Source organism: Sphingobium yanoikuyae (assembly GCF_013001025.1).
Lineage (GTDB): Bacteria > Pseudomonadota > Alphaproteobacteria > Sphingomonadales > Sphingomonadaceae > Sphingobium > Sphingobium yanoikuyae_A.
The window spans coordinates 1,246,702-1,269,165 of sequence record NZ_CP053021.1 but is presented as its reverse complement, the minus strand read 5'-3'; the positions used below and the strand labels follow the sequence as shown (position 1 = coordinate 1,269,165).

General features: G+C 65.0%; 19 protein-coding genes. 6 read left to right on the top strand and 13 right to left on the bottom strand.

What is annotated here, in order from left to right; genetic code table 11:
* Window positions 1-32 precede the first annotated feature (32 nt).
* A complete protein-coding gene (locus HH800_RS06625) occupies window positions 33-221 on the top strand; it encodes a hypothetical protein (RefSeq protein WP_169860571.1) in 189 nt (62 codons plus the stop codon).
* Window positions 222-243: 22 nt separating this feature from the next.
* Here HH800_RS06625 and HH800_RS06620 read toward each other — a convergent pair whose 3' ends face one another.
* The 8 genes from HH800_RS06620 to HH800_RS06585 all read right to left on the bottom strand — a co-directional run bounded on the left by HH800_RS06620 (window position 244) and on the right by HH800_RS06585 (window position 10,000).
* Window positions 244-1,221: an NADPH:quinone oxidoreductase family protein gene (locus HH800_RS06620; RefSeq protein WP_206379197.1), complete on the bottom strand. Its 978-nt coding sequence runs from the start codon at window positions 1,219-1,221 to the stop codon at window positions 244-246.
* A 3-nt stretch (window positions 1,222-1,224) separates the two neighbouring features.
* Window positions 1,225-1,866 (bottom strand): nuclear transport factor 2 family protein, encoded by a 642-nt coding sequence (locus tag HH800_RS06615; protein WP_169860570.1) that lies wholly within the window; start codon window positions 1,864-1,866, stop codon window positions 1,225-1,227.
* A 2-nt stretch (window positions 1,867-1,868) separates the two neighbouring features.
* Window positions 1,869-2,876 (bottom strand): LLM class flavin-dependent oxidoreductase, encoded by a 1,008-nt coding sequence (locus tag HH800_RS06610; protein WP_235682035.1) that lies wholly within the window; start codon window positions 2,874-2,876, stop codon window positions 1,869-1,871.
* A 36-nt stretch (window positions 2,877-2,912) separates the two neighbouring features.
* On the bottom strand, window positions 2,913-5,312 hold the full coding sequence (locus HH800_RS06605; RefSeq protein WP_169860569.1) for a CaiB/BaiF CoA-transferase family protein: 2,400 nt from the start codon (window positions 5,310-5,312) through the stop codon (window positions 2,913-2,915).
* A gap of 141 nt (window positions 5,313-5,453) precedes the next feature.
* Entirely contained in the window at window positions 5,454-6,095 is a 642-nt protein-coding gene (locus HH800_RS06600; protein ID WP_037507092.1) for a flavin reductase family protein, read from the bottom strand.
* Between the two features lie 3 nt (window positions 6,096-6,098).
* Window positions 6,099-6,920 carry an enoyl-CoA hydratase/isomerase family protein gene (locus HH800_RS06595; protein WP_169860568.1) on the bottom strand — a complete coding sequence of 274 codons (822 nt, stop codon included), beginning with the start codon at window positions 6,918-6,920 and terminating at the stop codon, window positions 6,099-6,101.
* Window positions 6,921-7,014: 94 nt separating this feature from the next.
* Entirely contained in the window at window positions 7,015-7,752 is a 738-nt protein-coding gene (locus HH800_RS06590) for a TetR/AcrR family transcriptional regulator (RefSeq protein ID WP_010338988.1), read from the bottom strand.
* Between the two features lie 202 nt (window positions 7,753-7,954).
* Window positions 7,955-10,000 carry a PQQ-dependent dehydrogenase, methanol/ethanol family gene (locus HH800_RS06585; protein ID WP_169860567.1) on the bottom strand — a complete coding sequence of 682 codons (2,046 nt, stop codon included), beginning with the start codon at window positions 9,998-10,000 and terminating at the stop codon, window positions 7,955-7,957.
* Window positions 10,001-10,247: 247 nt separating this feature from the next.
* Here HH800_RS06585 and HH800_RS06580 point away from each other — a divergent pair, with 247 nt between their 5' ends.
* The 3 genes from HH800_RS06580 (at window position 10,248) to pncB (ending at window position 13,846) form a co-directional block, all read left to right on the top strand.
* Entirely contained in the window at window positions 10,248-11,693 is a 1,446-nt protein-coding gene (locus HH800_RS06580; protein ID WP_169860566.1) for a carboxylesterase/lipase family protein, read from the top strand.
* Window positions 11,690-12,457 carry an enoyl-CoA hydratase/isomerase family protein gene (locus tag HH800_RS06575; RefSeq protein ID WP_169860565.1) on the top strand — a complete coding sequence of 256 codons (768 nt, stop codon included), beginning with the start codon at window positions 11,690-11,692 and terminating at the stop codon, window positions 12,455-12,457. Before HH800_RS06580 ends, HH800_RS06575 begins: the two co-directional genes overlap by 4 nt.
* An 84-nt stretch (window positions 12,458-12,541) precedes the next feature.
* Window positions 12,542-13,846: a nicotinate phosphoribosyltransferase gene (gene pncB / locus HH800_RS06570; protein WP_169860564.1), complete on the top strand. Its 1,305-nt coding sequence runs from the start codon at window positions 12,542-12,544 to the stop codon at window positions 13,844-13,846.
* Here the strand turns inward: pncB and HH800_RS06565 are convergent.
* The 5 genes from HH800_RS06565 to HH800_RS06545 form a co-directional block, all read right to left on the bottom strand.
* Complete coding sequence (locus HH800_RS06565) at window positions 13,843-14,853, bottom strand: alcohol dehydrogenase catalytic domain-containing protein (RefSeq protein WP_169860563.1); 1,011 nt, start codon at window positions 14,851-14,853, stop codon at window positions 13,843-13,845. The genes pncB and HH800_RS06565 overlap by 4 nt on opposite strands.
* A complete protein-coding gene (locus HH800_RS06560) occupies window positions 14,850-16,043 on the bottom strand; it encodes a sulfotransferase family protein (RefSeq protein ID WP_169860562.1) in 1,194 nt (397 codons plus the stop codon). Before HH800_RS06560 ends, HH800_RS06565 begins: the two co-directional genes overlap by 4 nt.
* A 17-nt stretch (window positions 16,044-16,060) precedes the next feature.
* The gene (locus tag HH800_RS06555) at window positions 16,061-17,233 is read right to left on the bottom strand and encodes a hypothetical protein (protein WP_069338640.1); all 1,173 of its coding nucleotides are present in this window, start codon (window positions 17,231-17,233) and stop codon (window positions 16,061-16,063) included.
* A 110-nt stretch (window positions 17,234-17,343) separates the two neighbouring features.
* Window positions 17,344-18,303 carry a transporter gene (locus tag HH800_RS06550; RefSeq protein WP_169860561.1) on the bottom strand — a complete coding sequence of 320 codons (960 nt, stop codon included), beginning with the start codon at window positions 18,301-18,303 and terminating at the stop codon, window positions 17,344-17,346.
* Between the two features lie 67 nt (window positions 18,304-18,370).
* Window positions 18,371-19,930: an inorganic phosphate transporter gene (locus HH800_RS06545; RefSeq protein WP_136188357.1), complete on the bottom strand. Its 1,560-nt coding sequence runs from the start codon at window positions 19,928-19,930 to the stop codon at window positions 18,371-18,373.
* A gap of 199 nt (window positions 19,931-20,129) precedes the next feature.
* Here HH800_RS06545 and HH800_RS06540 point away from each other — a divergent pair, with 199 nt between their 5' ends.
* Together HH800_RS06540 and HH800_RS06535 are read left to right on the top strand one after the other, a co-directional pair.
* A complete protein-coding gene (locus HH800_RS06540; RefSeq protein ID WP_099233419.1) occupies window positions 20,130-21,764 on the top strand; it encodes a Na+/H+ antiporter in 1,635 nt (544 codons plus the stop codon).
* Window positions 21,761-22,390, top strand: a complete 630-nt coding sequence (locus tag HH800_RS06535; protein ID WP_037519842.1) for a TetR/AcrR family transcriptional regulator — start codon at window positions 21,761-21,763, stop codon at window positions 22,388-22,390. Before HH800_RS06540 ends, HH800_RS06535 begins: the two co-directional genes overlap by 4 nt.
* Window positions 22,391-22,464: the final 74 nt, after the last annotated feature.

Below are 22,464 nucleotides of genomic sequence, written 5' to 3'. Positions count from 1 at the left end.
CTACATGGCGCTTTTCTGCTCCATACTCCGCGATGGAATTGCCGATCTGCTTCAATGCCATGCGTGACCCAAGGGGCGCGTTCGTGTCGCGTCACAGACGCGCGGGCGTGACCCCAATGTCGCGTGACTGTCGCGTCGGCGTGACTTTGGCGGCGCGTTTGCGCCGCAAAACGCCCAAATTCTCGATGATCAACGGTGTGAACTTCGCGGCAATGACCTGAGCCTGACCCTGTGATGACCCGATCAGGCCATCTCGATCACCACCTTGCCCTGCGCCTTGCGATCCATGATCCAGCGGATCGCTTCCCGGCTCTCGTCAAAGGCGAACCGCGCGCCGATCGCCGGCCGCAATCCGCCCTGTTCATACCAGTCATAAAGCTGCGCCATATTGGCGGCATGGATGTCCGGCTCGCGCCGGCTGTGCATCCCCCATGTCACGCCGACGATCGACGCCGTCTTCACCAGCGGCAGGTTCAACGGGATCGCGGGAATGGTCCCGGCGGCAAAGCCGACCACCAGATAGCGCCCGTCCCAGCCCATGGTGCGAAAGGCCGGCTCGGCCAGATCGCCACCGACCGGATCGAAGATCACATCGACGCCGCGCTCCCCGGCCAGCGCCTTCACCGCCTGCTTGATGTCGACCTGCGCATAATTCACCGTCTCGTCCGCGCCATGCGCCCGCGCCAGATCCAGCTTTTCCGCGCTGGAGGCCGCCGCGATCACCCGCGCACCCATGCGCTTGCCGATCTCCACCGCCGCCAGTCCCACGCCGCCCGCCGCGCCCAGCACCAGCAGCGTCTCGCCGGCCTGCAACCGCCCGCGCTGGCGCAGCCCGTGCAGCGCCGTCGCATAGACCATGGTGAAACCGGCCGCGACGTCGAAGCCCATCGCATCGGGAATGATGCTGGTGCGGAAAGCCGGCGCCACCGCCTGCTCGGCAAACGCGCCCTGGAACGGGATCGCCGCCACCCGGTCGCCGATCCGAAAACCGCTGACGCCCTCGCCGATCGCATCGACCACGCCTGCCGCCTCGCCGCCGGGGATGAAGGGCAAGGGCGGCTTGGTCTGGTAGAGATTCTGGATCATCAGCGCGTCGGGGAAATTGACGCTCGCCGCCCGCACCGCCAGCCTGATCTCGCCCGGCCCCGGCTGGGGCACGGGTACATCACGGAACGCCAGTTGCTCGGGCGCGCCATGCGCCTCGCACATCAGCGCCCGCACGGATCAGCTGCCCAGAAACTGCTGGCGCATCTTGTAATAGTCGTCGCTCGGATATTTCTCGCTATGCTGTCCCGCCGGCCAGTCGGCATAGGACGTCTGCGCCGGTTCGGGCGGCGAGGTATAGTCGGACAGGCCCCGGCGACGGATGATCTTCCACACCCCGTTTCGCCGTTCCAGATCGTCGAGATAGCGGCCCTGGAAGAAGACATCCTCCTCGCCCCCGCCTTCCTTGCGGTCGCGCCGATGCTGCGCGAAATAATAGCATTCAGAAAAAGCCTTGTCCCCCTTCACATCGACCGAGACATTGGTGATGTGGTGGCAGGCATATTTCAGCGTCGACACGATCTTGAACGCGAAGCCGACGAAATCGGACGACTTGCCCTCGAACTTGCCATGCTTGTGCGTCGATTCCGGCCAGAAGAGCGATCGCAGCAGCGCCTCGTCCGCCCGGTCATTGGCCCGCGCATAGGCATAGAGGAGTTCGGTGATCGCCTGCCTGGACTCGATGATGTCCAGCCGCTGGGCCATGTCCATGCCGCTTGCCTTTCCCCTGGGCGCGGCGGCCGATGCTTCGGCAGCCGCGGCCATGCCGATCGGCAGCGCCAGCATGGCGGCCAGCGTGCCGCGACGATTGCGTTCTTCCATGCTCATTCTCCCGGATTTTCCAGCAGGCCCGGCTCGGCACGCAGGCGCGGCAGCACTTCCTTCTCGAACAGGCGCAGGCTGCGCCACGACACTTCGGGGTCCAGCCCGCCCAGCAGCGCGTGGAAGGTGACGGCGGTGCCCCGGCCCAATCCTTTCAGATATTCAAAACATTCGTCGGGCGTCAGCACCTTGATGTTAGGCATCGCCTTCAGCCCCTCGATCGTCTCGGCGGGCTGGTAGCGTGTCTGGCCGGTGCCGCGCTCCTTGGCCCATTCGGCATAGGCGTTGGTCGCATAGGCGACATGCGGCGCCACCAGCGGCCAGTCGCGGTCCGGATCGTCGGAGACATAGAGGAAGCTGGCCGCCGGCTTGCGCAGTTCCTCGGGCGGCGGGAAGCCGGCCTTTTCCCGCTCTTCCTTGTAGAGGGTGAAGAGGTCGGGATGGCCGGGGAAATATTGATAGCCACCCTTGGCCGCGCGGATCGCCGACTTGTCGGTCGACCCGCCCATGTAGATTTTCGGGCCACCCGGGCTCGCCGGGGCCGGCGTCACCCGCACGGTGCGCTCGCGAAATTCAAAAGGCTCACCTGTCCAGGCCTGCTTCAGCGTGGCCATCGCCTCGTTCATGATCGCCAGCCGCTTGCTGATGTCCTTGCCGAACATCTCGAACTCATGCGGGCGATAGCCCATGCCGGCGGTCAGCCACACACGGCCGGGCGCGATATTGTCCAGCACCGCCAGATCCTCGGCCAGCCGCAGCGGATCGTGCATGGTGACGACCAGTGCCGACAGATGCGCGACGATATTCTCCGTCGCGCCCAGGATCGACGCCGCCTGCACCATGGAGGACGGGCAATAGCCGCCCTCCGCACCATGATGCTCGGCCAGGAACACCTGCGTGAATCCCAGCTTGTCGGCCCATTGCGCCTGCTTGATCGCAGTGCGGTAGAGCACGGGATGCGGCGCGCCGAAATCCGGCCGGTTCATGTCGTAACGAAGGTTCAACTGCACCCTTTGGGTTCCTCTTCCCGATTATCTGTTGTTGGTTCAGGCGGCCGAGACGCGCGACTGGATACGGCCGGTCACGTCCGCCGCCTGCATCGCCTTGCCGCTGTCGATCAGCGCGTCGATCGCGTCCGGCGCATAGCCGATCTCGGCCAATATCTGCCGCGTATGCTCGCCCAGCCGCGGCGCGGACTTGCGCGCATGGCCCGGCGTATCGCTCAGATGGATGAAGCTGCCGAACTGGCGGACATGGCCATACATGGAATCGAAATTCTCGATCACCCGATTGCTGGCCATTGCCCAGTCCTGCCACAGCGCCTCGCGCACCCAGCTTTTCGCCGCCGGTATCTCGCACGGTACACCCGCCGCATCGAGCAGGGCGAAGGCCTCCGCGCTCGTCTTGTCGACAAACCAGGGCTCCAGCGCCGCGAGCAGCGCCGCGTCATGCAGCGACCGTTCCTTTGGCGAAGCAAAGCGCGGATCGTCGACTAGCCCGGCCTGACCGACCGCCTGCGCCAGCGCCGCGAAGCGCCCGTCCTGCCGGCAAGCTATGCAGATCCAGCCGTCGCTGGTGCGATAGAGCCGGTCGAGCGCACTATAGCCCGCCTGATCCTTGTCGAGGCGGAAGCCATAGACGACCTGCTTGTCGGCATCCAGGAAATGCTCGGACGTGGTCCACAGACTCGAATGGAGCTGGGGTATCTCCATATAGTCGCCGACGCCGCTGATCGCGCGCCGCTCCAGCCCCATCAATATGCCCGCCGCACCCAGGAAGCCGTTATTATAATCCTCATTGCCGAACACCGACCGGGTCGGCGGATTGCCCGCGCCGCCCCCTTCGTAAAGCAGGCCGGTCCAGCCCGACACCAAGGGCGCGAAGCTCTTGAGCAGCGACTTTGGCCCCTTGGAGCCATAGCCGGGCAGATAGACATAGAGCAGGCGCGGATTGATCTTCGACAGCGCCTCATAGCCGATGCCCAGCTTGTCGGCCTTGCCGGGGCGCAGATTATGGGTGACGACATCGGCCTCAGCCACCAGCTTCAGCGCCGCTTCCAGCGCCTCGGGCTGCTTCAGGTTCAACACGATGTCGCGCTTCCCGCGCTGTGCCGCGTCGAAACAGTCGGGCAGCGGCCGCATCTGGTCGCCGTCGGGCGTCTCCACCTTGATGACGTCGGCGCCCAGGTCCGACAGCAGCCGTCCGCCAAAGCCCACCGCGAAGAAGGAGGAGAAGTCCACCACCTTGATGCCTTCGAGCGGCCGGTCGAGCGGCTTGCCCGCCGCCGCCAGTTCGCCCCGCTTGCGCGCGATCAGATGGGCGAGCGCGCCATTGTCTGCGCCGATCGCCGGCGCCGGGCGCGGCGCGGCGCAGGGCGTGCGATCGAACCGCACGGCCGGTGCGGCCTGATAGATGGTGCCGAATTCCGCGTCCGGCAGCGCAATCCGCTGCCCGACAAACTCCACCTGCTCGTCCAGCAGCACTTCGGCCGGTTCCAGCACCGGCAGAGCCGCCACATCGGCCGCCTGGAACAGCGCGATCCATTCGGCGCGCGGCCGCGCCTTGAACGCATCGAAAATCTCGACGCGGGCGATATGATATTCGTCATCGCTCAGCGGTACCGACATTTCCGCCGCGCCCTTGACCACCGAGACCCGGTCGCCAAAGCCCAGCTGGTCCATCGCCGCCTTGAAACCGCCCTGGCCGCCGGTATGGATCTGCAGGAACAGGCCGTCGCCGCATTCGAACATGCCGGTCACCAGCCGGGTCCGGCCAAAGCGGTCGACCGCGCCGGAATCCCCTGCCTTGATGTAGGAAATACCGTCTTCCTGCCACCAATTGTTCATCGGAGACTGGGCCAGCATCGCGTCGAGCAGCGAGGATTCGACCTTCTGCCCCTTGCCGCTCGATCGTCGCGCACGGATCGCCGTCAGCGCGCCGATCACGCCCAGAAACGCCTGACCATAATGAAGCGCGGGATGCCCCAGATAGACCGGCCCTTCGCGGAACGGGCTGGACTTGTCGATCATCGTGCCCAGCAGCGCGGCCGCCAGCCCCTCGCCGCGCGGCCGGTCGGCAAAGGGCGTGTCCGCGCCATAGGCGGTCAGCGCCGACACGATCAGTTCCGGATAGTCGCGCGCCAGGCTCTCACCGTCCAGGCCAAGCGCCTTCGCTTCTCCCTCCTCCAGTGCATGGATGAAGATGTCCGCTCCGCCGAGCAGTCCGCGCAGCGCTGCCCGGTCGTCCGCATCGGCCACGTCTAGCTCGACACTGCGTTTGGACCGGTCCCAGCTCTTGCGGGTCAGCTCATGGGCGAAATAGGCGCCGCCCCTGGGCTCGACCTTCAGCACGTCCGCGCCATGGTCGGCGAGCAGCATGCCCGCGATCGCGACCGGCATTTCGGTCGACAGCTCGATAACGACAAGATGGTCCAGAGGGCCGGGCATCACGCACTCCTGTTTGGCGGTCTGCGCCGCCTCTTGTTCGGATCTGGCCGGTAGTCCGCGGAATCGCGCCTCCGACCTTTCCGTTGAAACAGACACGCTTTTTCCCGGCAGCGCAAGTAATATTGCACTATGGGTTCAAATTCATTCCTTGCCCGTCAGCCGTGCCGGATCATAGCGTGGCCGGTCCATCTGGAAACTGTCGCCGTTGCGCACATACCAGCCACTGCCATGGGTGCGGCCGATCAATTTCATCGCCGGCGTGTCGAAATAGACCCGCTCGCGATCGGTGATGAACTCGTCGCGGATATGCGCCATCACGATCTCGCCGATGATCACCGTCTGCATCGTGCCGATGTCCATCGCCGCGACCTTCCGGCATTCGAAGCTGACCGGGCTGCTGGCGATCAGCGGCGGTGCGACCAGCACCGACGGCGCGGTCTCGATCCCGGCATAGTCGATCTCGCTGACATCGGCCGGCGCATCGACGCTGCAATGGTTCATCTTCTCGGCATCATCCTCGCACACCAGGTTCACGACGAACTCGCCAGTGGCGACGATGTTGGCAGCCGTGTTCTTCAGGCCGCGCGATACCGGCTCCTTGAGCAGGCCCAGCGCTACCAACGGCGGCTCCGTGCCGACGCAGTTGAAGAAGCTGTAGGGCGCGGCATTGACCACGCCCGCTTCGGACCGGGTGGTGATCCAGGCGATCGGGCGCGGGGTGATGGTCGAATTGACGATCTTGTAGCGGGTCGCCATCGGCAGGCTGCGCATGTCGAACTGCATGACTTATTCCTTCGCCCCAGTTGCGCCCTTCGCGGCAGCCTTCGCCGCTGCGCGTGCCTTGAACGCCTCGCGGGCGCGGGGCACCTCCTCCCCCGCCTGGCAGGTATGGCAATAGACCAGTTCCAGCGCATGATTGGCCGACAGGTCGCCGCTTTCCGCCTGATCCAGCAGCCGCTTGGTCAGTTCGACCGCATGGGCGTTGCCGCCGCCAATCGTCGCGCCCAGCGCCAGCGCCTGCGCGACCGCCTCGCCCGGCGGCACCAGCCGGCTGACCAGCCCTAGGCTCAATGCCTCGGCTACCTCCAGCGTCCGCCCCGAAAAGATGATCTCGGCCGCGCGTGCCCGCCCCAATTGCCGGGTCAGGAACCAAGCCGCCCCGCCATCGGGCACCAACCCGAAATCCAGGAATGGCGCACCGAACCGCGCATTGTCGGCAGCGAAGATCATGTCGCAGGCCATCGCCAGGCTCCAGGAAACGCCGAAGGCGCCGCCCTCCACCGCCGCCACGGTCGGGATCGGCAGCGCGCGCAGCCGGCGGATGATCCGCTGCCCCATCTCCAGCCGAGCGGCGAGTCGCAACGCCCCCTCGCCCCGCGCCGGCGGCAGCTTCACGTCGCCGCCATTGCTGAAATAGCCTTCCGCCCCACACAATATCAGCATCCGCGCCGGCGTCGCATTTTCCAGCCGGTCCAACGCGGCCGAAAACTGCTCCCACATGGTGAAGGAGACGGTGTTCTTCGCGCGCGGCCGGTTGAGGGTGATGACAGCCACGCCATCCGCGCGCTGCTCGAACAACAGTTCGGGGTCTTCGCTCGGCGCGCTCATCTCACTCTCCCATGCTGATGCCCATGTCGGGCCTGGGGCATGCCTAGACGAGGCGCGCACCATGATGCAAGGAAATTTGCATCACGGCGCAGATTCAAGCCGCTTTCGTCTTGGTCTTGGGCGACATCGGCAGCGCGTCCATGCCGCGCTCGGCAATGTCCTTGATCAGCGCCTCGACCTCCTTGCGTGCCGCGCCCTTCAGCGAACCAAGCAGGCAGGACAGATAGCTGCTGACCAGCCGGACGATCACCTCGTCATCTGGTATGCGGCCCTGCGCCCAGTCGTTGATGGTCGCATATTCGAAGCGCACCAAATCATCGACCAGCTTGTCGACCTGCACCCAGGGCTGAAGTTGCTTCGTGGCGTCGAGCGCCTCTATCCACTGCTTGTTATGATGGATGGCGGGCGAGTGCATAGCGGTCCAGATGTCGCGGTCGACATCCGAACTGAAATAGAGCGCCATGATCGCCTTGATATAATTACGGATCTTCCGGTTCCGCTGGACGACCGAAATCATGCGTTCAAGATTATGCTGCATCGTGCCGGGCGGGCTCGAATAGACGATGCGGCTGACATATTCGTCGAAATATTCCTGGATCGCGGTGGCGATCATGCGCTCGCGGGTCTGGAAGGCGTTGTAGAGGGTCCGCTTGGCGACACCCGCGCGCTGGCCGATCTCGTTCATGCTCAGCGCCGCGATCCCCTGTTCGGCGATCACCTTGCGCGTTTCCTCCAATATCCGGCGACGGCGTTCGATGATCGCCGGACTGGAATAGGTCTGCGGCCGATCGCCATTTTCCTTGAGGTCAGCCATGTCCTTGTCCGTCGTCAAATTCGCTCATCCTCCCCGAGGCGCGCCCGGCGGGGGCACGTAACCGACGATCATAGCGCAATTGCATGAACGTGCAAATTTGATGCCTCACGGCTGGACTTTGTGCAAGCCCCCGCTCGGCGCAGACAAGGAGCCCCGCCTCCCGATGAAAGGAGGCGAGGCGAAGCAGCATCCGCCACAAGGGGACGGATGCCATGGGAGGTCAGTTTGCCTTGGGCGCGGTTTCCCGCGCGCGCTGGCGGATATAGTGGCGCAGCCCTTCCAGATCGGCATCGCTCAACTGCTCGAAGGCGCCCATGCCGCGTGTCATCAGCGCCCCGTCATGCACCACCGACTTGAACGTCTCCGCGTCCAGCGGCACCGCCGACTTGCGCAGGTCCGGCGCGGCGCCGCCCGCCATCATGCCTGCGCCATGACAGATGACGCAGCTGCTATTGTAGATGCCGCCGCCGACCTTGGCCTTTGCGGCGTCGACGGTGAAGGCCGGATCATCCTGGATCGGCTCGTCCACCGGCTCGAACTTGGGCAGCGCCTTGGTGCCACCGATCGCGAAGGTCAGCACCCGTCGCTGCTGCTGGCGATAATCCCAGTTGGGGACGTTGGGGAAGCTGCTGCGGAAACCAGTGATCACCGACACATATTGCTTGCCGCCGACCGTGTAGCTGATCGGCGCGGACAATATGCCGTTCTGCGCAGGGAAGGACCAGAGCTTGCGCCCGTCGGTCGCCGAATAGGCGTTGAAATTACCGTCATTCGTTCCCTGGAACAGCAGGCCGCCGCCCGTCGCCATGATACCGCCGTTGAACACGCCAGGTTGCGGCACCGACCAGGCGACCTTGTTGTTGGCGACGTCGAAGGCGACCAGCTTGCTCACCGCAGCGGGCGGCACCAGATTGGCCGGCGGCGCGCCCAGACCGGTATTGACCATCATCCCCGGCTTGTAGGTCCAGTCCTTCACATTGGCCGGATCGACAAACACGCGGCCGCCCTCCATCACTGGAATGTAGCTGAGGTTCGTCTTGGGACTGAACGCCATCGCCTGGACGCCATGCGCGCCATTGGGGAAGGGATACATCATGAACGGCTTGCCGTTCGGATATTGCGCCTCGGGATTGATCTCGGGCCGGCCGGTGACCGGATCGATCCGCTTGGCCCAATTCTGCTTTGCGAACTCGCCGGCCGAAATGAACTTCCCGGTCTCGCGGTCCAGCGCATAGAAGAAGCCATTCTTGGGCGCGTGCATCAGCACCGACCGCATCTTGCCGCCAATCTCGATATCGGCCAGCTCGATATCCATCGCATCGTTGAAATCATGGCTGTTTTCCGGGTTCACCTGATAGTGCCAGGCATATTCGCCGGTCTTCACGTCGATCGCCACGATCGAGGCGAGATAAAGATTGTCGCCGCCGCCGGGCGAACGGATCTTCTGATTCCACGGCCAGCCATTGCCGGTGCCGAGGTAGATGCGGTCATATTTGGCGTCATAGGCCATGGCATGCCACACCGTGCCGCCCCCGCCGAACTTCCACCATTCGCCGGTCCAGGTCTTGGCCGCGGCCTCCATCGCCTTGTTCTCAAAGCCCTTGGCCGGATCGCCCGGCACCACGAACCAGCGCCACGCCTTCTTGCCGGTCTTGGCATCATAGGCGGTCACATAGCCGCGAGTCGGGCTGTAGTCCGCGCCGCCAAAGCCGACCACGATCTTGTCGCCGGCCACCCATGGCGGGCCGGTGATATAGCCGTTTTCCGCCTCGTCGAGCGTCTGGACCGACCAGCGCGGCTTGCCGGTCTTGGCGTCGACCGCGATCAGCCGGCCTTCGCGGGTGGCAGTATAGATCAGCCCGTCCTTATAGGCGATGCCGCGCGTGCCCCAGCCGGCGCGCATCCGCCATTTCGCCTCCGGCTGGCTCGCCACGTCGGGGTCATATTGCCACAGCAGCTTGCCGGTCTTGGCGTCGAGCGCATGGACGACCGACAGGCCGACCGCGAAATAGAGGACGCCATCTATCGCCAGCGGCTGTGTATAGCTGTCATAGGTATCGATGTCATAGGACCAGGCGAGGCCGAGCTTGCCGACATTGTCGGCGCTGATCTGGTCGAGCGCGCTGTAGTGCTGCTCCTTGTCGTCGCCGCCAAAGCTGGACCAGTTGGCGGTCGGACCGCCCGGCGCTGCGCTGTCCGCGCCGCAGGCGACCAGCCCGCTTGCCAGGGCCAGGATCGCCACGGCCGTCGACACTCTTCCCTTCATGTTCTCATCCTTCTCCGTGCGCCCCTGTTCGCGCCTCTTTATATTGCACCTTGGTGCAGATTCATGACCCTGTCAACGCGCCTGCGCGCTTGACAGCGATAATCCTCTCCAACATTATTATGCACCATAGAGCAAAATTGATAAGGGGATGATGGAGATGGTGCAGCGCCCTGTCGCCTGCGCGGCCGCGGCCGTCGCTTTATGGGCAAGCCTTGGAAATGCCGCCCCTTCTTCGGCACCGCCCCGATTGTCCACAACGTCCGGGCCGATCCGCGGCGTTGTGCGCGACGATGTCCGCTTCTTCGGCGGCATTCCCTATGCCGCGCCCCCGGTCGGCGTCAATCGCTGGCGCGCACCGCAACCGGTCCGCGCCTGGAAGACCGAGCGTGACGCTACAGGCTTTGCGGCTGATTGCCCCCAGCCACCGCGCAAAGAGGACGCCGCCTTCCCCCAGGATGAAAATTGCCTGACCCTCAACATCGCCTCGCCCGACCTTGGCGCCCGCAAATTGCCGGTGCTGTTCGTCGTCCATGGCGGCGCCTATTTCGTCGGCTCGGGTCGGGAACCATTCCGCAACGGCATGCCCCCGCTGGTCAAGCAGGGTGTCGTCCTTGTCGCGCCCAATTACCGCATCGGGCGGCTCGGCTTCTTCGCGCACCCGGCGCTGACAAACGAAGCGCCCAAGGCGACGGCCAATTTCTGGCTGATGGATCAGGTCGCGGCGCTGCACTGGGTCCGGCAGAATATCGCCCGTTTCGGCGGCGATCCGGACAATGTGACCATCATCGGCTGTTCGGCGGGCGGCTCCAGCATCAATGCGCTGATGGCGACGCCGATGGCCAGAGGCCTGTTCGCGCGCGCCAGCGCCCATTCGGCCGGCGGCCTGTTCAACGCCAACCGCCCCCTGCCCCAGGCGCAGGAGCAGGGACTGGCCTTTGCCCAGCGCACCGGCGTGACCGGCAATGGCGCGCCATCGCTCGCTGCCCTGCGCAGGCTCAGCGTCGCACAGGTGCTGGCCGGCGACAGCGGCGCGCCGGACTTTGGCGCAACCGTCGATGGCAGCTGGCTCCCTGCTCCCCTTTCCACCCTGTTCGCAAGAGGCCAGATCGCGCATGTCCCGCTGATCAGCGGATCGACCAGCAACGAAGCCAGCATCTTTGGCCTGATGGGCTTTGGCCGGGCCGAAATGGCGCGCCGCTTCGGCATCGATCTGTCGGCCGTGTCCTCCAGCTACGGCCTGTCCGACGAGGCGGAATTGCTGCGCCAGGTGCAGACCGATTTCCTGTTCACCTCGGCGGCGCTCGGCATGACCCAACTGGCGGCCCGCGCCGGCCTGCCTACACGCGCCTATCAGTTCGATTTCGTGCCGCCCGACCAGCGCAGCGCGAAGCCAGGCGCGGACCATTGCGCCGACCGCCTGTTCTGGCTCGGCCAGTCTCCCTCGGCCGATGCGGAAAGCCAGACGCTCGCCAGGACCATGTCGGGCTGGATGCTGAACTATGTGCGCAGCAGCGACCCCAACGGCCCCGGCTTGCCGCGATGGCCCGCCACCCAGGACGGCCGCACTGACCCGCTGGTCATCGGCCAGCATATCGCCGCCACCCCGGACTTCCGCGCCCGCCAGCTCACCCCCTGGTTCGACAAATGGCAGCGGGAAAGCGGTCAGACCTTCGGCTGGACGCCCACGCCATGACCCTTCGGCTGGAGCATGACGGCGCAGTGGCGATCGTGACGCTCGATCGCCCCGACCGGCGCAATGCCTTCACCATGGCGATGCGCGGCGAGATCGCCACGCTGTTCGACAATCTGGCCCAGGATGACGGGGTTCGCGCGGTCGTCCTGACCGGTGCAGGCGGTCATTTCTGCTCGGGCGCCGATACCGGCGAGATGGGTGCCGCCGACAGTGCCGCTTTCCTCAAGCGGATGCGCGCGCTCCACCGCATGATCCGCGCCATCGCCGCCACGCCCAAGCCCGTCATCGCAGCGGTCGACGGCGTCTGCGTCGGCGCCGGCTGGAGCCTGGCGCTCGCCTGCGACCTGATCCTCGCCAGCCCGAATGCCAGCTTTGCCCAGCTGTTCGGCCGGATCGGCTATGCGCCCGACGCCGGCGCCATCTGGCAATTGGCCCGGCTGGTCGGCCCGATGCGCGCGAAGGAAATCGTCTACAGCGGCCGGACGCTCGACGCAGACGAAGCCTTGCAGCTCGGCCTCATCCTCTCGATCGAAGCAGAACGCCCAATCCGAGACGCGGCGATCGAACTGGCGACCCGCATTGCGCAGGGGCCGCCAGTCGCACAGGCGATGAGCAAGCAGTTGTTCGAGGCGACCACGCTATCCTTCGACCAGTTCCTCGACCGCGAGTTCATGGTCCAGCCGCTGCTGGCGACCACCGCCGATCATCGCGAGGGACTGGCCGCCGCGCGGGACAAGCGCGCCCCGAACTTCATCGGCCGATAATCCCTTCATCAGCCTTGCCATCATGATCTCCATGGGGAACGGTGCAGCACGCCCCTGTCAATTTTGCTGTCCATCAGGTTCTTCATGGTCTTCACCGATATCGCCACCCGCACCTACAACCATAATTGGCGGCTCGACCCGATCGTGCGCAGCCTGCTCGACACCGATTTCTACAAGCTGCTGATGCTGCAGATGATCCGGCAGCAGCATCCCGATGTCCAGACCACCTTCAAGCTGATCAACCGCACCCACCATGTGCGCCTGGCCGACATCATCGATGAAGGCGAACTGCGCGCCCAGCTCGATCATGCCCGCTCCTTACGGTTCGGCAAGAAGGAACTGATCTGGCTGGCGGGCAACAGCTTCTATGGCCGGACCCAGATGTTCAGCCCGGATTTCATCGCCTGGCTCGCCGACTTTCGCCTGCCGGAATATGAGCTGCGCCAGGTCGATGGCCAATATGAGCTGCGCTTCCACGGGCTCTGGATCGAGACGATGATGTGGGAGATCCCGGCCCTCGCGATCATCAACGAATTGCGATCGCGCGCGGCGATGAAGGGGCGTGGCCGCTTCGCGCTCGACGTGCTTTATGCCCGCGCCAAGGCCAAGCTGTGGGAGAAGGTCGAGCGCCTGAGCGCCTTGCCCGATCTCGTCATCTCCGACTTCGGCACACGCCGTCGCCATGGCTTCCTGTGGCAGCGCTGGTGCGTCGAGGCGCTGAAGGAAGGACTGGGCGACCGTTTCATCGGTTCGTCCAACGTGCTGCTGGCGATGGATGCCGATCTGGAGGCGATCGGCACCAATGCGCATGAACTGCCTATGGTGCAGGCCGCACTGGCACCGGACGACGCAGCGCTCGCCCGCGCGCCCTATAGCGTGCTGGAACAATGGCAGGCCCATTATGGCGGCAATCTGCGCATCGCCCTGCCCGACGCGTTCGGCACCGCCGCCTTCCTGAAGGACGCGCCGGACTGGGTGGCCGACTGGACTGGTTTCCGCCCCGACAGCGCGCCACCGATCGAGGCGGGTGAGCAGATCATAAGCTGGTGGCAGGAAAAGGGGCGCGATCCGCGCAACAAGCTGCTGATTTTTTCCGATGGCATGGACGTCGACAGTATCGAGGCGACCTATCGCCATTTCCATGGCCGCGTGCGCATGAGCTTTGGCTGGGGCACCAATCTCACCAATGATTTTCGCGGCTGCGCCCCGTTCGAAACCGACGGGCTCGATCCGATCTCACTGGTGTGCAAGGTGGTGGACGCCAATGGCCGCCCGGCGGTGAAGCTGTCGGACAATCCCGCCAAGGCGACCGGTGATCCGACCGAGATCGATCGCTATCTGCGCGTCTTCGGCGGCGACGGACGAAAGGCGGTCGCCGTCCAGGTCTAGCCGCAACGGACATGCACCTTGGTCTCTTCATTGGTCCCGCGCAGCGTCGCCATCATCGCCGGCAGCTGATCCAGCGAGATCGCATTGCTGATAATCGCCTTGGGATCAACATGCCCTTTGTCCATCTGGTCGGCGATGTGCAGGAATTCCGCCATGCGATAGCCGACGGCAAATTGCAGGCTGGCGCATTTATAGGATGCCAGCGCCGGAATGATCGCATCCGGCGCCGTGCAGAAGCCCAGCGACACGATCCGCCCGAATGGCGCGACATGGTTCACTGCCCGCCCCAGCATCCCGTCCACCCCGATAGCCTCGAACACGATCCGGGGCGCGCCACCCAGCGCTTCGATCACCTGCCCCTTTTCCTCGTCGCCAAAAGAGAAGAAGGCATCGGCACCCATGGCGATCGCAAGATCACGCCGCCGGTCGGATCGCGACAGGACCACGATCCGACCCGCTCCCAACCGCCGCGCCCAGTAGATGGCATAAAGCGCAACCGTGCCGCCGCCGAGCACCAGCACCGGGTCGCTAGGACGGATATCGGCAAAGCGCGCGCCATACAGGCTGACGGCCAGCGGCTCGATCAGCGCGCCATCGGCCAGGGACAGGGTTTCGGGCAGGCGCACCGCCGCATCGGCCGGCACCACCGCGAATTCGGCAAAGCCCCGCATCGCGCCGCCCGGCTTTGCGCCGCATAATACCGGATTGCCATGCTCCTGGCAGGGACTGCACTGGCCGCAACCGATCGAGGGCATGACCGCGACCCGGTCGCCAGCACGAAAGCGATCGACACCCGCGCCGACCTCCACCACTTCGCCGGCATATTCATGGCCGATCTGCACGCCGCGGCCATAATCCCACATGCCGCCCCTGGTCATCGACAGGTCGGTGCCACAGATGCCGCAGCGGTGGACGCGGATCAGCAATTCCCCCATCGCCGGTTGTGGGTCGGGCAGGTCGGCAATGACGATCGGCTGGCCATCGCCCGGATAGATGGCCGCCTTCATCGCCTTGTCTCCGCGAGGTCGAAGCGCGCCACATAATCACCGAACGCCGAATGCACCTCTTGCGCACTCATGCCATAGTCGGCGATCGAATAGCGATGAACCCCATGCTGCATCTCGGGCTTGTCCGCGATCCGCTGTGCCATGGCCATGCGTATCGCATCGGGCATCTCCATGCCGATAAAGGCATAGATGCGCTCAAGCACGGCCATGGGCTGCGCATGGAAATCGCCATGGACGATATCGAGCAATTGGCCCGGATGGCGTTCCGCCACCTTTTCCGCCTTGCGCACGGCATGGGACCATTTGGCCGTTTCGCGTGCCAGCATCAGCGCGCCGCGCTCGGCCGGCCGCCCGTCCTCCATCGCGCCATGCCCCGCCATCAGCAGCGACACGAGCGAAGGCAATGCCTTGGCCGGATCGCGATGGGTCTGGATCACCTTTGCATCGGGAAAGACGGCAAAGAGCAGGTCTAGATTTTCGATATGGCCGGGATTTTTGAGCAGCCAGCGCTTGTCCGGGTCGTTGGCGCCGATCAACTGCACACAGCGGCGATAATGGTCATAGCCCGCCGCTTCGCTCTGCGCGCACCACCAAGCGTCATAGCTCGCCGCCGACCAGCCGCAGCTCCACAGGTTGGAAACAAAGGACTGGCGCAGCAGCATGCAGCATTCATGCACTTCCTCGGCCGCGACATGATGCGCGGCCCGCTTGGCTGGCGCATCGACATAGCGCCGCTCCAGCAAGGCGACCGAACGGCGGAAATCGGCATCCTCCTGCCAGCTTTCGACCGGTGGACGCGGACGCGGCGTATCGAGCAGCCAGCTTTGCAGCCCCTGGAAGCGCGGATCGACCGCCATCAACCGATGCAGCGCCGTGGTCCCGGTGCGTGGCACGCCGGTGATGACGACAGGGCTCAGGATCGGCCGGGCATCGAAGCCCGGATGCGCCTTCATCGCCGCGATCGCACTTGCCCGGCCGCGCAGAACGCCCACCACATGGCCCCAGGCGGTGCGCCGCCCCGCCACGGTAAAGCGCGGATCATAATCCATCGACTGGAGCAGCACGCGAAGCCCCGGCAGATAATCGTCGGGGCCAAAATCATCATGGCCGGTTTCGGCCGTCACCAGATCGTGCAGCTGATCGAGCGCGGCGGCGAAGCGTAGCGGCGGTTCATATCCGTTCGACATCATTGGCAATCCCCTCCCTTTCACCAGCGCCGCCGACGCTGGCAGGCCCGCACCCGCAGCCGCAACTCCTCGGCGCGCTGCTGCGGCGTGACGATAGGCGTGTCGGCGGGCAAATGGGTGCGCAACGCGTTCAGCTTCACCCGCGTGATGGTCGGCACCGGCGCGCTGTCGCAATCATACCAGCGGCCATAGATGCCGCCTTCGCGATAGCCGGCCGGATCAAGCCAGTTGGGCACGCCGGGGTCTTCCAGCGCGATGACGGCCCGATATTTGCCGTCACGGCTCAGCTTCGCATAATGGCCGTTGCTGCTGGACAGGCGATAGACATATTCCAGCGCGTTGAAATAGGGGTCGTTGAGCTGGATATTCCAGTAGGGCGCATGGGCCGGGATGTCGGTCTCGATGATCAGCGCCTCATCGGCATCGAACTGGAAGCAGGCTGGCCAATAGACCTGCTTGGCAAGCGCGCCGGGCATCCGCACCGGCTCGAACCGGTTGAAGCCAACCCGCTCCTTCACGCCATTCTGCATCGGATAATAAAGCCGCGTCTTGCGACCAGGAAATTTTGCCATTTCCCGGATGCGCGCGACAATCTCCTCCGGCGAAAGGCGCGGCTTGGGCGGCACCGGATCCAGACATTCGATCGTCAGTTGCGGATCAACCTCGTTCAGCCAGTCATAGCTGCGATAGCGCACCATCAGCCCGCCCGCCTGGGGATCGATCGGCGCCCATTTGCCAGCATAGCCCGCCGGGCGCTGGGCGCTCAGGATCAGTTCGAAATGCTCCCCCGGCTCCAGCCCCAGATCGCTGTCGTCCACCTCATGATGGCCATTGGGTCGGGGCATTTCATCGACCGTGCCGGACAAGGCCCTTTGGGTGGTGAAGCTCAATATCTTGCAGCTGCCCCGATTGCCGGCGATCCGGTAGGTCAGATCCCCGCGGATCGGCGACTGGAGGTAGATATCGTCCGGATTGGGCTGGAGCGTATAGACCGGGTTCCACAAGGGTGCCCAATCGGGATGCTCCGGCGTGGCATGGAAATAGGCGAAATAGGCATAGGACAGGCTGGTCATCGTCTGGCGATAGACGTCGGCGCGATAGGCCGGATCGTCGGGGTGCCAGGTGTCGCCAAGATTGGCGACCGCGCTCTCCAGATCAGTCAGATAGGCCAGGATGTCGGGTTCGATGATCATGATGGCACGCCTCTCCTCTGCCACTGGCGGGCAGCATATAGATAGTATTCACTATCATTCAATTTTAGGAGAGGCCCCGACCCAAGATCGTCGGCGCGATGGATCGCGGTTCAGCGCCGCATGAACCCCATCCAGCGCAGCAGGCAATAGCTGACGCCAGCCGCCCCGGCTGCGACCAGTGTCGCGGTCAGCGTGCCGTGCGACGCACCGGCAAAGGGCATGCCCCCGGTGTTCATGCCGAACAGTCCGGTGACCAGGGTCGCCGGCAGCATCAGCGCAGTGATGATCGACAGGATGTAGAGATTCTGGTTGGTCCGCTGCGCCGCCTGTATGTCCAGTTCGTCGCGCAGCAATCGCAATTGCGCCTGTCCTTCCAATATGTCGGCATCCAGCGCCTGCAACCGCTGTGTCAGCTTCTCGACGGTGGGCAGCAGCACGTCCGGCAATTCCTCGTCCCGCTCCAGCCGCTGGAACACGCCGCGCGCGCCCGACAGCAGGCGATGTAGTTGCGCCAGCCGGCGGCGAATGCCGACCAGGTCGCGCGGCTGGGGCGGATGATGCCCCTCCAGAAAGGCATCCTCGGCGCGCTGGATGTCCGCCGACAGGGTGCGGCTGATATCGGCGATATTCTCGGCAATGGCGCCGACCAGCAGGTCCAGCGCCTGCGCCCCGCCGATAACGCCCTTCGTCCGCTCCAGCCGATGACGCGCGATGTCGGCGCAGCGCAGCGGATGCAGCCGGGTGGTCAGCATCAATGTCGGCGTCAACGCCATGCGCAGCGCGCCCACCCGCGCGGTATCCGCCACATCGAAATCCCGCTCGAAATCATGCAACACGCAGCCGACCGTGTCGCCATCGACCAGCGCCCGCTGATGCGTATCGGGCGACAGGATCAGTTCGCGCACCGCCTCGGGCAGCATCGCCGCCCCCTCGATCCATTGCCGCGTGCCATGATCGGCCAGGTTCAGGTGCAGCCAGCGAAAGCCGCCTGTCATTCCGCCATCGCAATGATCCACCGGCCTGATCGCGTCAGGCGCGAAGTCGAGCCCCCAGATCAGCCCCGGCCCCATGCCCGGAACCGGCAAGATGATGGGGATCAGCGGATCGTTCCGGTCGCCGATATGCCGCTCCTGTCGATCAGAAGATCTGCGCGAAGACCATATATAGCAGCCCTGCGAGCAGGATCGAACAGGGCAATGTCAGCACCCAGGCCATCAGCAGGTTGCGCACCGTCGCCATCTGCAGGCCCGATCCATTGGCCGCCATCGTGCCGGCCACGCCCGACGACAGGACATGGGTGGTCGAAACCGGCAGACCCATATGGTCCGCGCCAAAGATCGTCGCCATCGCCACCAGTTCGGCCGAGGCACCCTGCGCATAGGTGAGATGCGTCTTGCCGATCTTCTCACCCACCGTGACCACGATCCGCCGCCAGCCAACCATGGTGCCCAGTCCCAGCGCAAAGGCGACGGCAATCTTCACCCAGGTCGGGATGAAGCGGGTGCCGGCATCGAGCGAACCCTTGTAAGTCGTCAGCGCCGTCATCTTCGCTTCGGACAGCCCCGCCGCCTTCTCCTTGCCCAGCCGCTTGATCGCTTCGGAGGCCAGATACATGTCGTTGCGGATGTTGGACACGGCAGCGGCCGGCACCTGCGCCAGCGATCCATAATTCATCACCTGCCGATCGACATCGGCGATCAGCACCGACAGCGCCGGCATGGTCGTGTCGGCAAAGCGCTTGTCGGCGATATAGCGCGTGACCTGCGCCCGCGCCTCGGCCGGCTGCATCATGGCGGGCGCGCGCTGGCCTAGCGCCGCCGTGGCGGCAATCGAATTAGCGTGGAATTCGGTGGTGTAGCGCGCCGGCACCGCGCGGTTGAGCGCATAGGCGGTCGGCACCGTGCCGATCAGGATCAGCATGATGAGGCCCATGCCCTTCTGTCCGTCATTGGAACCATGGGCGAAGCTGACGCCGGTGCAGGTGAAGATCAGCAACGCACGGATCCACAATGGCGGCGGCATGCCATTTTGCGGCTCGCGATAGAGCGCCTTGTTGCGGACAAGGACTTTCATCGCCACGAACAGCAGCGCCGCCAGGCCAAAGCCGATCAGCGGCGAAAAGAGCAGCGCCTGGCCGATCTCGGTCGCCTTGCTCCAGTCGACGCCGGACGTGCCGCTCTTGCCGTGCAGCAGCGCATTGGCGACGCCGACGCCAATGATCGATCCGATCAGCGTGTGCGAGCTGGACGACGGGATACCCAGCCACCAGGTGGCGAGGTTCCACATGATCGCCGCGATCAGCAGCGCGAACACCATGGCGAAACCGGCACTGGACCCGACTTGCAGGATCAGTTCGACCGGCAGCAGCGACACGATGCCGAAGGCCACCGCGCCGGTCGATAGCAGCACGCCAAGGAAATTGAAGAAGCCCGACCAGACCACCGCGATATTGGCCGGCATCGCATTGGTGTAGATCACCGTCGCGACCGCATTGGCGGTGTCATGGAAGCCGTTCACGAATTCGAAGCCGAGCGCGATCAGCAGCGCCAGGAACAGCAGCAGGAAGGGCAGATAGGCGGTCGGTGCCACGCCCACCGCCGTCGCATCGCTATAGACGCTATAGACGACATAGATCAGCGCGGCGATGATGGCAGCGCCAAAGCCGATCGAGCCGGCCATGCCCAGCCCCTTGTCCATCTCGGGCCGGCGTGCCCCGCCAATTGCCACGCTTGCATTCATCGAATCGTCCCCGAACGGCAAATAATGTTAACCCTCTAGGTCCGCTGCATGACAGCCGCGTTGCGGTGCTGAAATCGAAGGAAAATTCGCCCCCGGCGCTTGCCCATCGGCAATCCGTCCGCCTAGGGTCGCCCCACACATAAGTTGGAGCGAAGATTTGGACGTCATTTCGGTCGTATTATTCCTGTTGCTGGCTGTCGTCGTCAGTGGCGCCTTGTCGCGCATGATGCCGATTTCCATCCCGACACCTCTGGTCCAGATCGCCCTTGGCGCGATCATCGGCCTGTCGACATCGCACAGGGTCGCGCTCGATCCCGAAATATTCCTGCTCTTGTTCCTGCCGCCTCTGCTGTTCCTCGACGGCTGGCGCATTCCCAAGGATGAACTGCTCAAGGACGCCTCGACCGTGGTCGAACTGGCGCTGGGGCTGGTGCTGACCACCGTCATCGGCATGGGCTTTTTCATCAACTGGATGATCCCGGCGATGCCGCTCGCCGTCGCCTTCGCCCTCGCCGCCGTGGTCTCGCCGACCGATCCGATCGCCGTGTCCGCCATCGCCGCGCGCGTGCCCATTCCCAAGCGCATGATGCACATCCTCGAAGGGGAATCGCTGCTCAACGACGCATCCGGCCTGGTCTGCCTGCGCTTCGCCATTGCTGCGGCGCTGACCGGCAGCTTCTCCGCCGGCGATGCTGCACTCAACTTCCTCTGGCTCGCCTTTGCCGGCATCGCGATCGGCGTCGGGGTCACGCTGGTCGTGTCACGCGCCAAGGCCTGGGTCACGCGTCGCTGGGGCGAGGAAACCGGATCGCAGATCCTGGTCAGCCTGCTGATCCCCTTCGGCTCCTATATCCTGGCCGAACATGTCCATGCCTCCGGCATCCTGGCCGCCGTCGCCGCGGGCGTGACCATGACCTTCGCCGAAATCTCGCGTGAGGCGATGGCCGAAACCCGGATGCGCCGCAATTCGGTGTGGGACACGATCCAGTTCACGCTCAACGGCATCATCTTCGTGCTGCTGGGCGAACAATTGCCCGGCATCCTCGCCGAAGCGAAGCGCACGGTCGCACTGACCGGCCATAGCGAACCCGGCTGGCTGGCGCTCTACACGGTCGCGATCGTCGTCGGCCTCGCTGCGCTGCGCTTCCTGTGGGTGTGGTTGTCGCTGCGCTTCACAATCCTGCGCAACCAGTATCGCGGCGTCGATGGTCCGCGCCGGCCCAACTGGCGGCTGGTGGCGGCGACATCGTTCGCCGGCGTGCGTGGTGCCATCACCCTTGCCGGTGTGCTGACCCTGCCGCTTGCGCTCAACGACGGCACGCCCTTCCCCGCGCGCGATCTTGCCATCTTCCTGGCCGCCGGGGTCATCATCCTGTCGCTGATCCTGGCCAGTGTCGCTCTGCCGCTGCTGCTCAAGAATCTTGACATGCCGGCCGAAGCCAACAAGGCCGCGGAGGAAGATGCCGCCCGCATCGTCACCGCCGAGGCAGCGATCCAGGCGATCGAGCGGCATCAGCATGACCTGGCCGAAACCCATGGCCATGCCGAACGCTATGCCGAGGCTGGTGCCCGCGTGATGGACCTGTATCGCGAGCGGATCGAGGCCTTGGGCGCAGCCGAAGCCGACAGCCTGCGTGCGCAGGGCGCCCTGTTCCGCGATTTCCGCATGGTCGGCGTCGCGGCGGAACGCGCCGCCCTGCTCACCCTATTGCGCAGCCGCAAGATCGGCAGCGAGGTCGGGCGCAAGCTCACCCGTGAGCTTGACCTGTCCGAAGCGCGCCTGCGCGCATGAACGGCGGCGACGCCAACAAGCCGGCCCGGCGGCCGCGCCGATCCTCGGCGGAGGTCGCCAGCCGACTGATCCAGGCGGCGCAGGAGGAATTTCGCCGCCATGGCTATGCCGGCGCGACGACCGCCGCGATCGCCCGCGCCGCCGACACGACCGAAGCGCAACTGTTTCGCAGCTTCGCGTCCAAGGCCGCCCTGTTCCAGGAAGCGGTGTTCCGCCCGCTCAGCCAGCATCTCGAACGCTTCAATGCCGATCATCCGGTGCCGCAGGACGATGCCAGCCGCGCCGACACCGCGCGCCTCTACATCGCCGAACTGCAACGCTTCGTCACCGAGCACGAAGCGCTGCTGCGGGCGATGATGCTGGCTGGCGGCCCGGCGGGGGACAGTGGCAATCCGATCGAGAGCCTGGCTGCCTATTTCGAGCAGGGCGCCGCCGTCCAGTCGGCCCGGATCGAGGGGACGCCGCGCGTCGATCCGCGCCTGATGGTCCGCGCCGCCTTTGCCGCGGTGCTCGCCAACCGGCTGTTTCGCGACTGGCTCTACCCGGCGGGGCTGGCGGACGATGCCAGCATCGACGCAGCGATCGCCGATTTCGTGCTGGACGGGATCAACGCCAATCGCGGCTGAGCGTCCGCCCGCATTTCCAGCCTATGTGTCAGCGCCGACAAAATCCCCGGCCCATCCCATGATAGCAGGCCCTT

Coding starts and splice junctions, on each gene's coding strand:
- HH800_RS06585 (WP_169860567.1), bottom strand. CDS start 10,000: ATGAAGGGAAGAGTGTCGACGGCCGTGGCGATCCTGGCCCTGGCAAGC.
- HH800_RS06625 (WP_169860571.1), top strand. CDS start 33: ATGGAATTGCCGATCTGCTTCAATGCCATGCGTGACCCAAGGGGCGCG.
- HH800_RS06615 (WP_169860570.1), bottom strand. CDS start 1,866: ATGGAAGAACGCAATCGTCGCGGCACGCTGGCCGCCATGCTGGCGCTG.
- pncB (WP_169860564.1), top strand. CDS start 12,542: ATGGTCTTCACCGATATCGCCACCCGCACCTACAACCATAATTGGCGG.
- HH800_RS06605 (WP_169860569.1), bottom strand. CDS start 5,312: ATGCCCGGCCCTCTGGACCATCTTGTCGTTATCGAGCTGTCGACCGAA.
- HH800_RS06550 (WP_169860561.1), bottom strand. CDS start 18,303: ATGGGGCCGGGGCTGATCTGGGGGCTCGACTTCGCGCCTGACGCGATC.
- HH800_RS06560 (WP_169860562.1), bottom strand. CDS start 16,043: ATGATGTCGAACGGATATGAACCGCCGCTACGCTTCGCCGCCGCGCTC.
- HH800_RS06565 (WP_169860563.1), bottom strand. CDS start 14,853: ATGAAGGCGGCCATCTATCCGGGCGATGGCCAGCCGATCGTCATTGCC.
- HH800_RS06555 (WP_069338640.1), bottom strand. CDS start 17,233: ATGATCATCGAACCCGACATCCTGGCCTATCTGACTGATCTGGAGAGC.
- HH800_RS06600 (WP_037507092.1), bottom strand. CDS start 6,095: ATGCAGTTCGACATGCGCAGCCTGCCGATGGCGACCCGCTACAAGATC.
- HH800_RS06545 (WP_136188357.1), bottom strand. CDS start 19,930: ATGGACAAGGGGCTGGGCATGGCCGGCTCGATCGGCTTTGGCGCTGCC.
- HH800_RS06535 (WP_037519842.1), top strand. CDS start 21,761: ATGAACGGCGGCGACGCCAACAAGCCGGCCCGGCGGCCGCGCCGATCC.
- HH800_RS06595 (WP_169860568.1), bottom strand. CDS start 6,920: ATGAGCGCGCCGAGCGAAGACCCCGAACTGTTGTTCGAGCAGCGCGCG.
- HH800_RS06575 (WP_169860565.1), top strand. CDS start 11,690: ATGACCCTTCGGCTGGAGCATGACGGCGCAGTGGCGATCGTGACGCTC.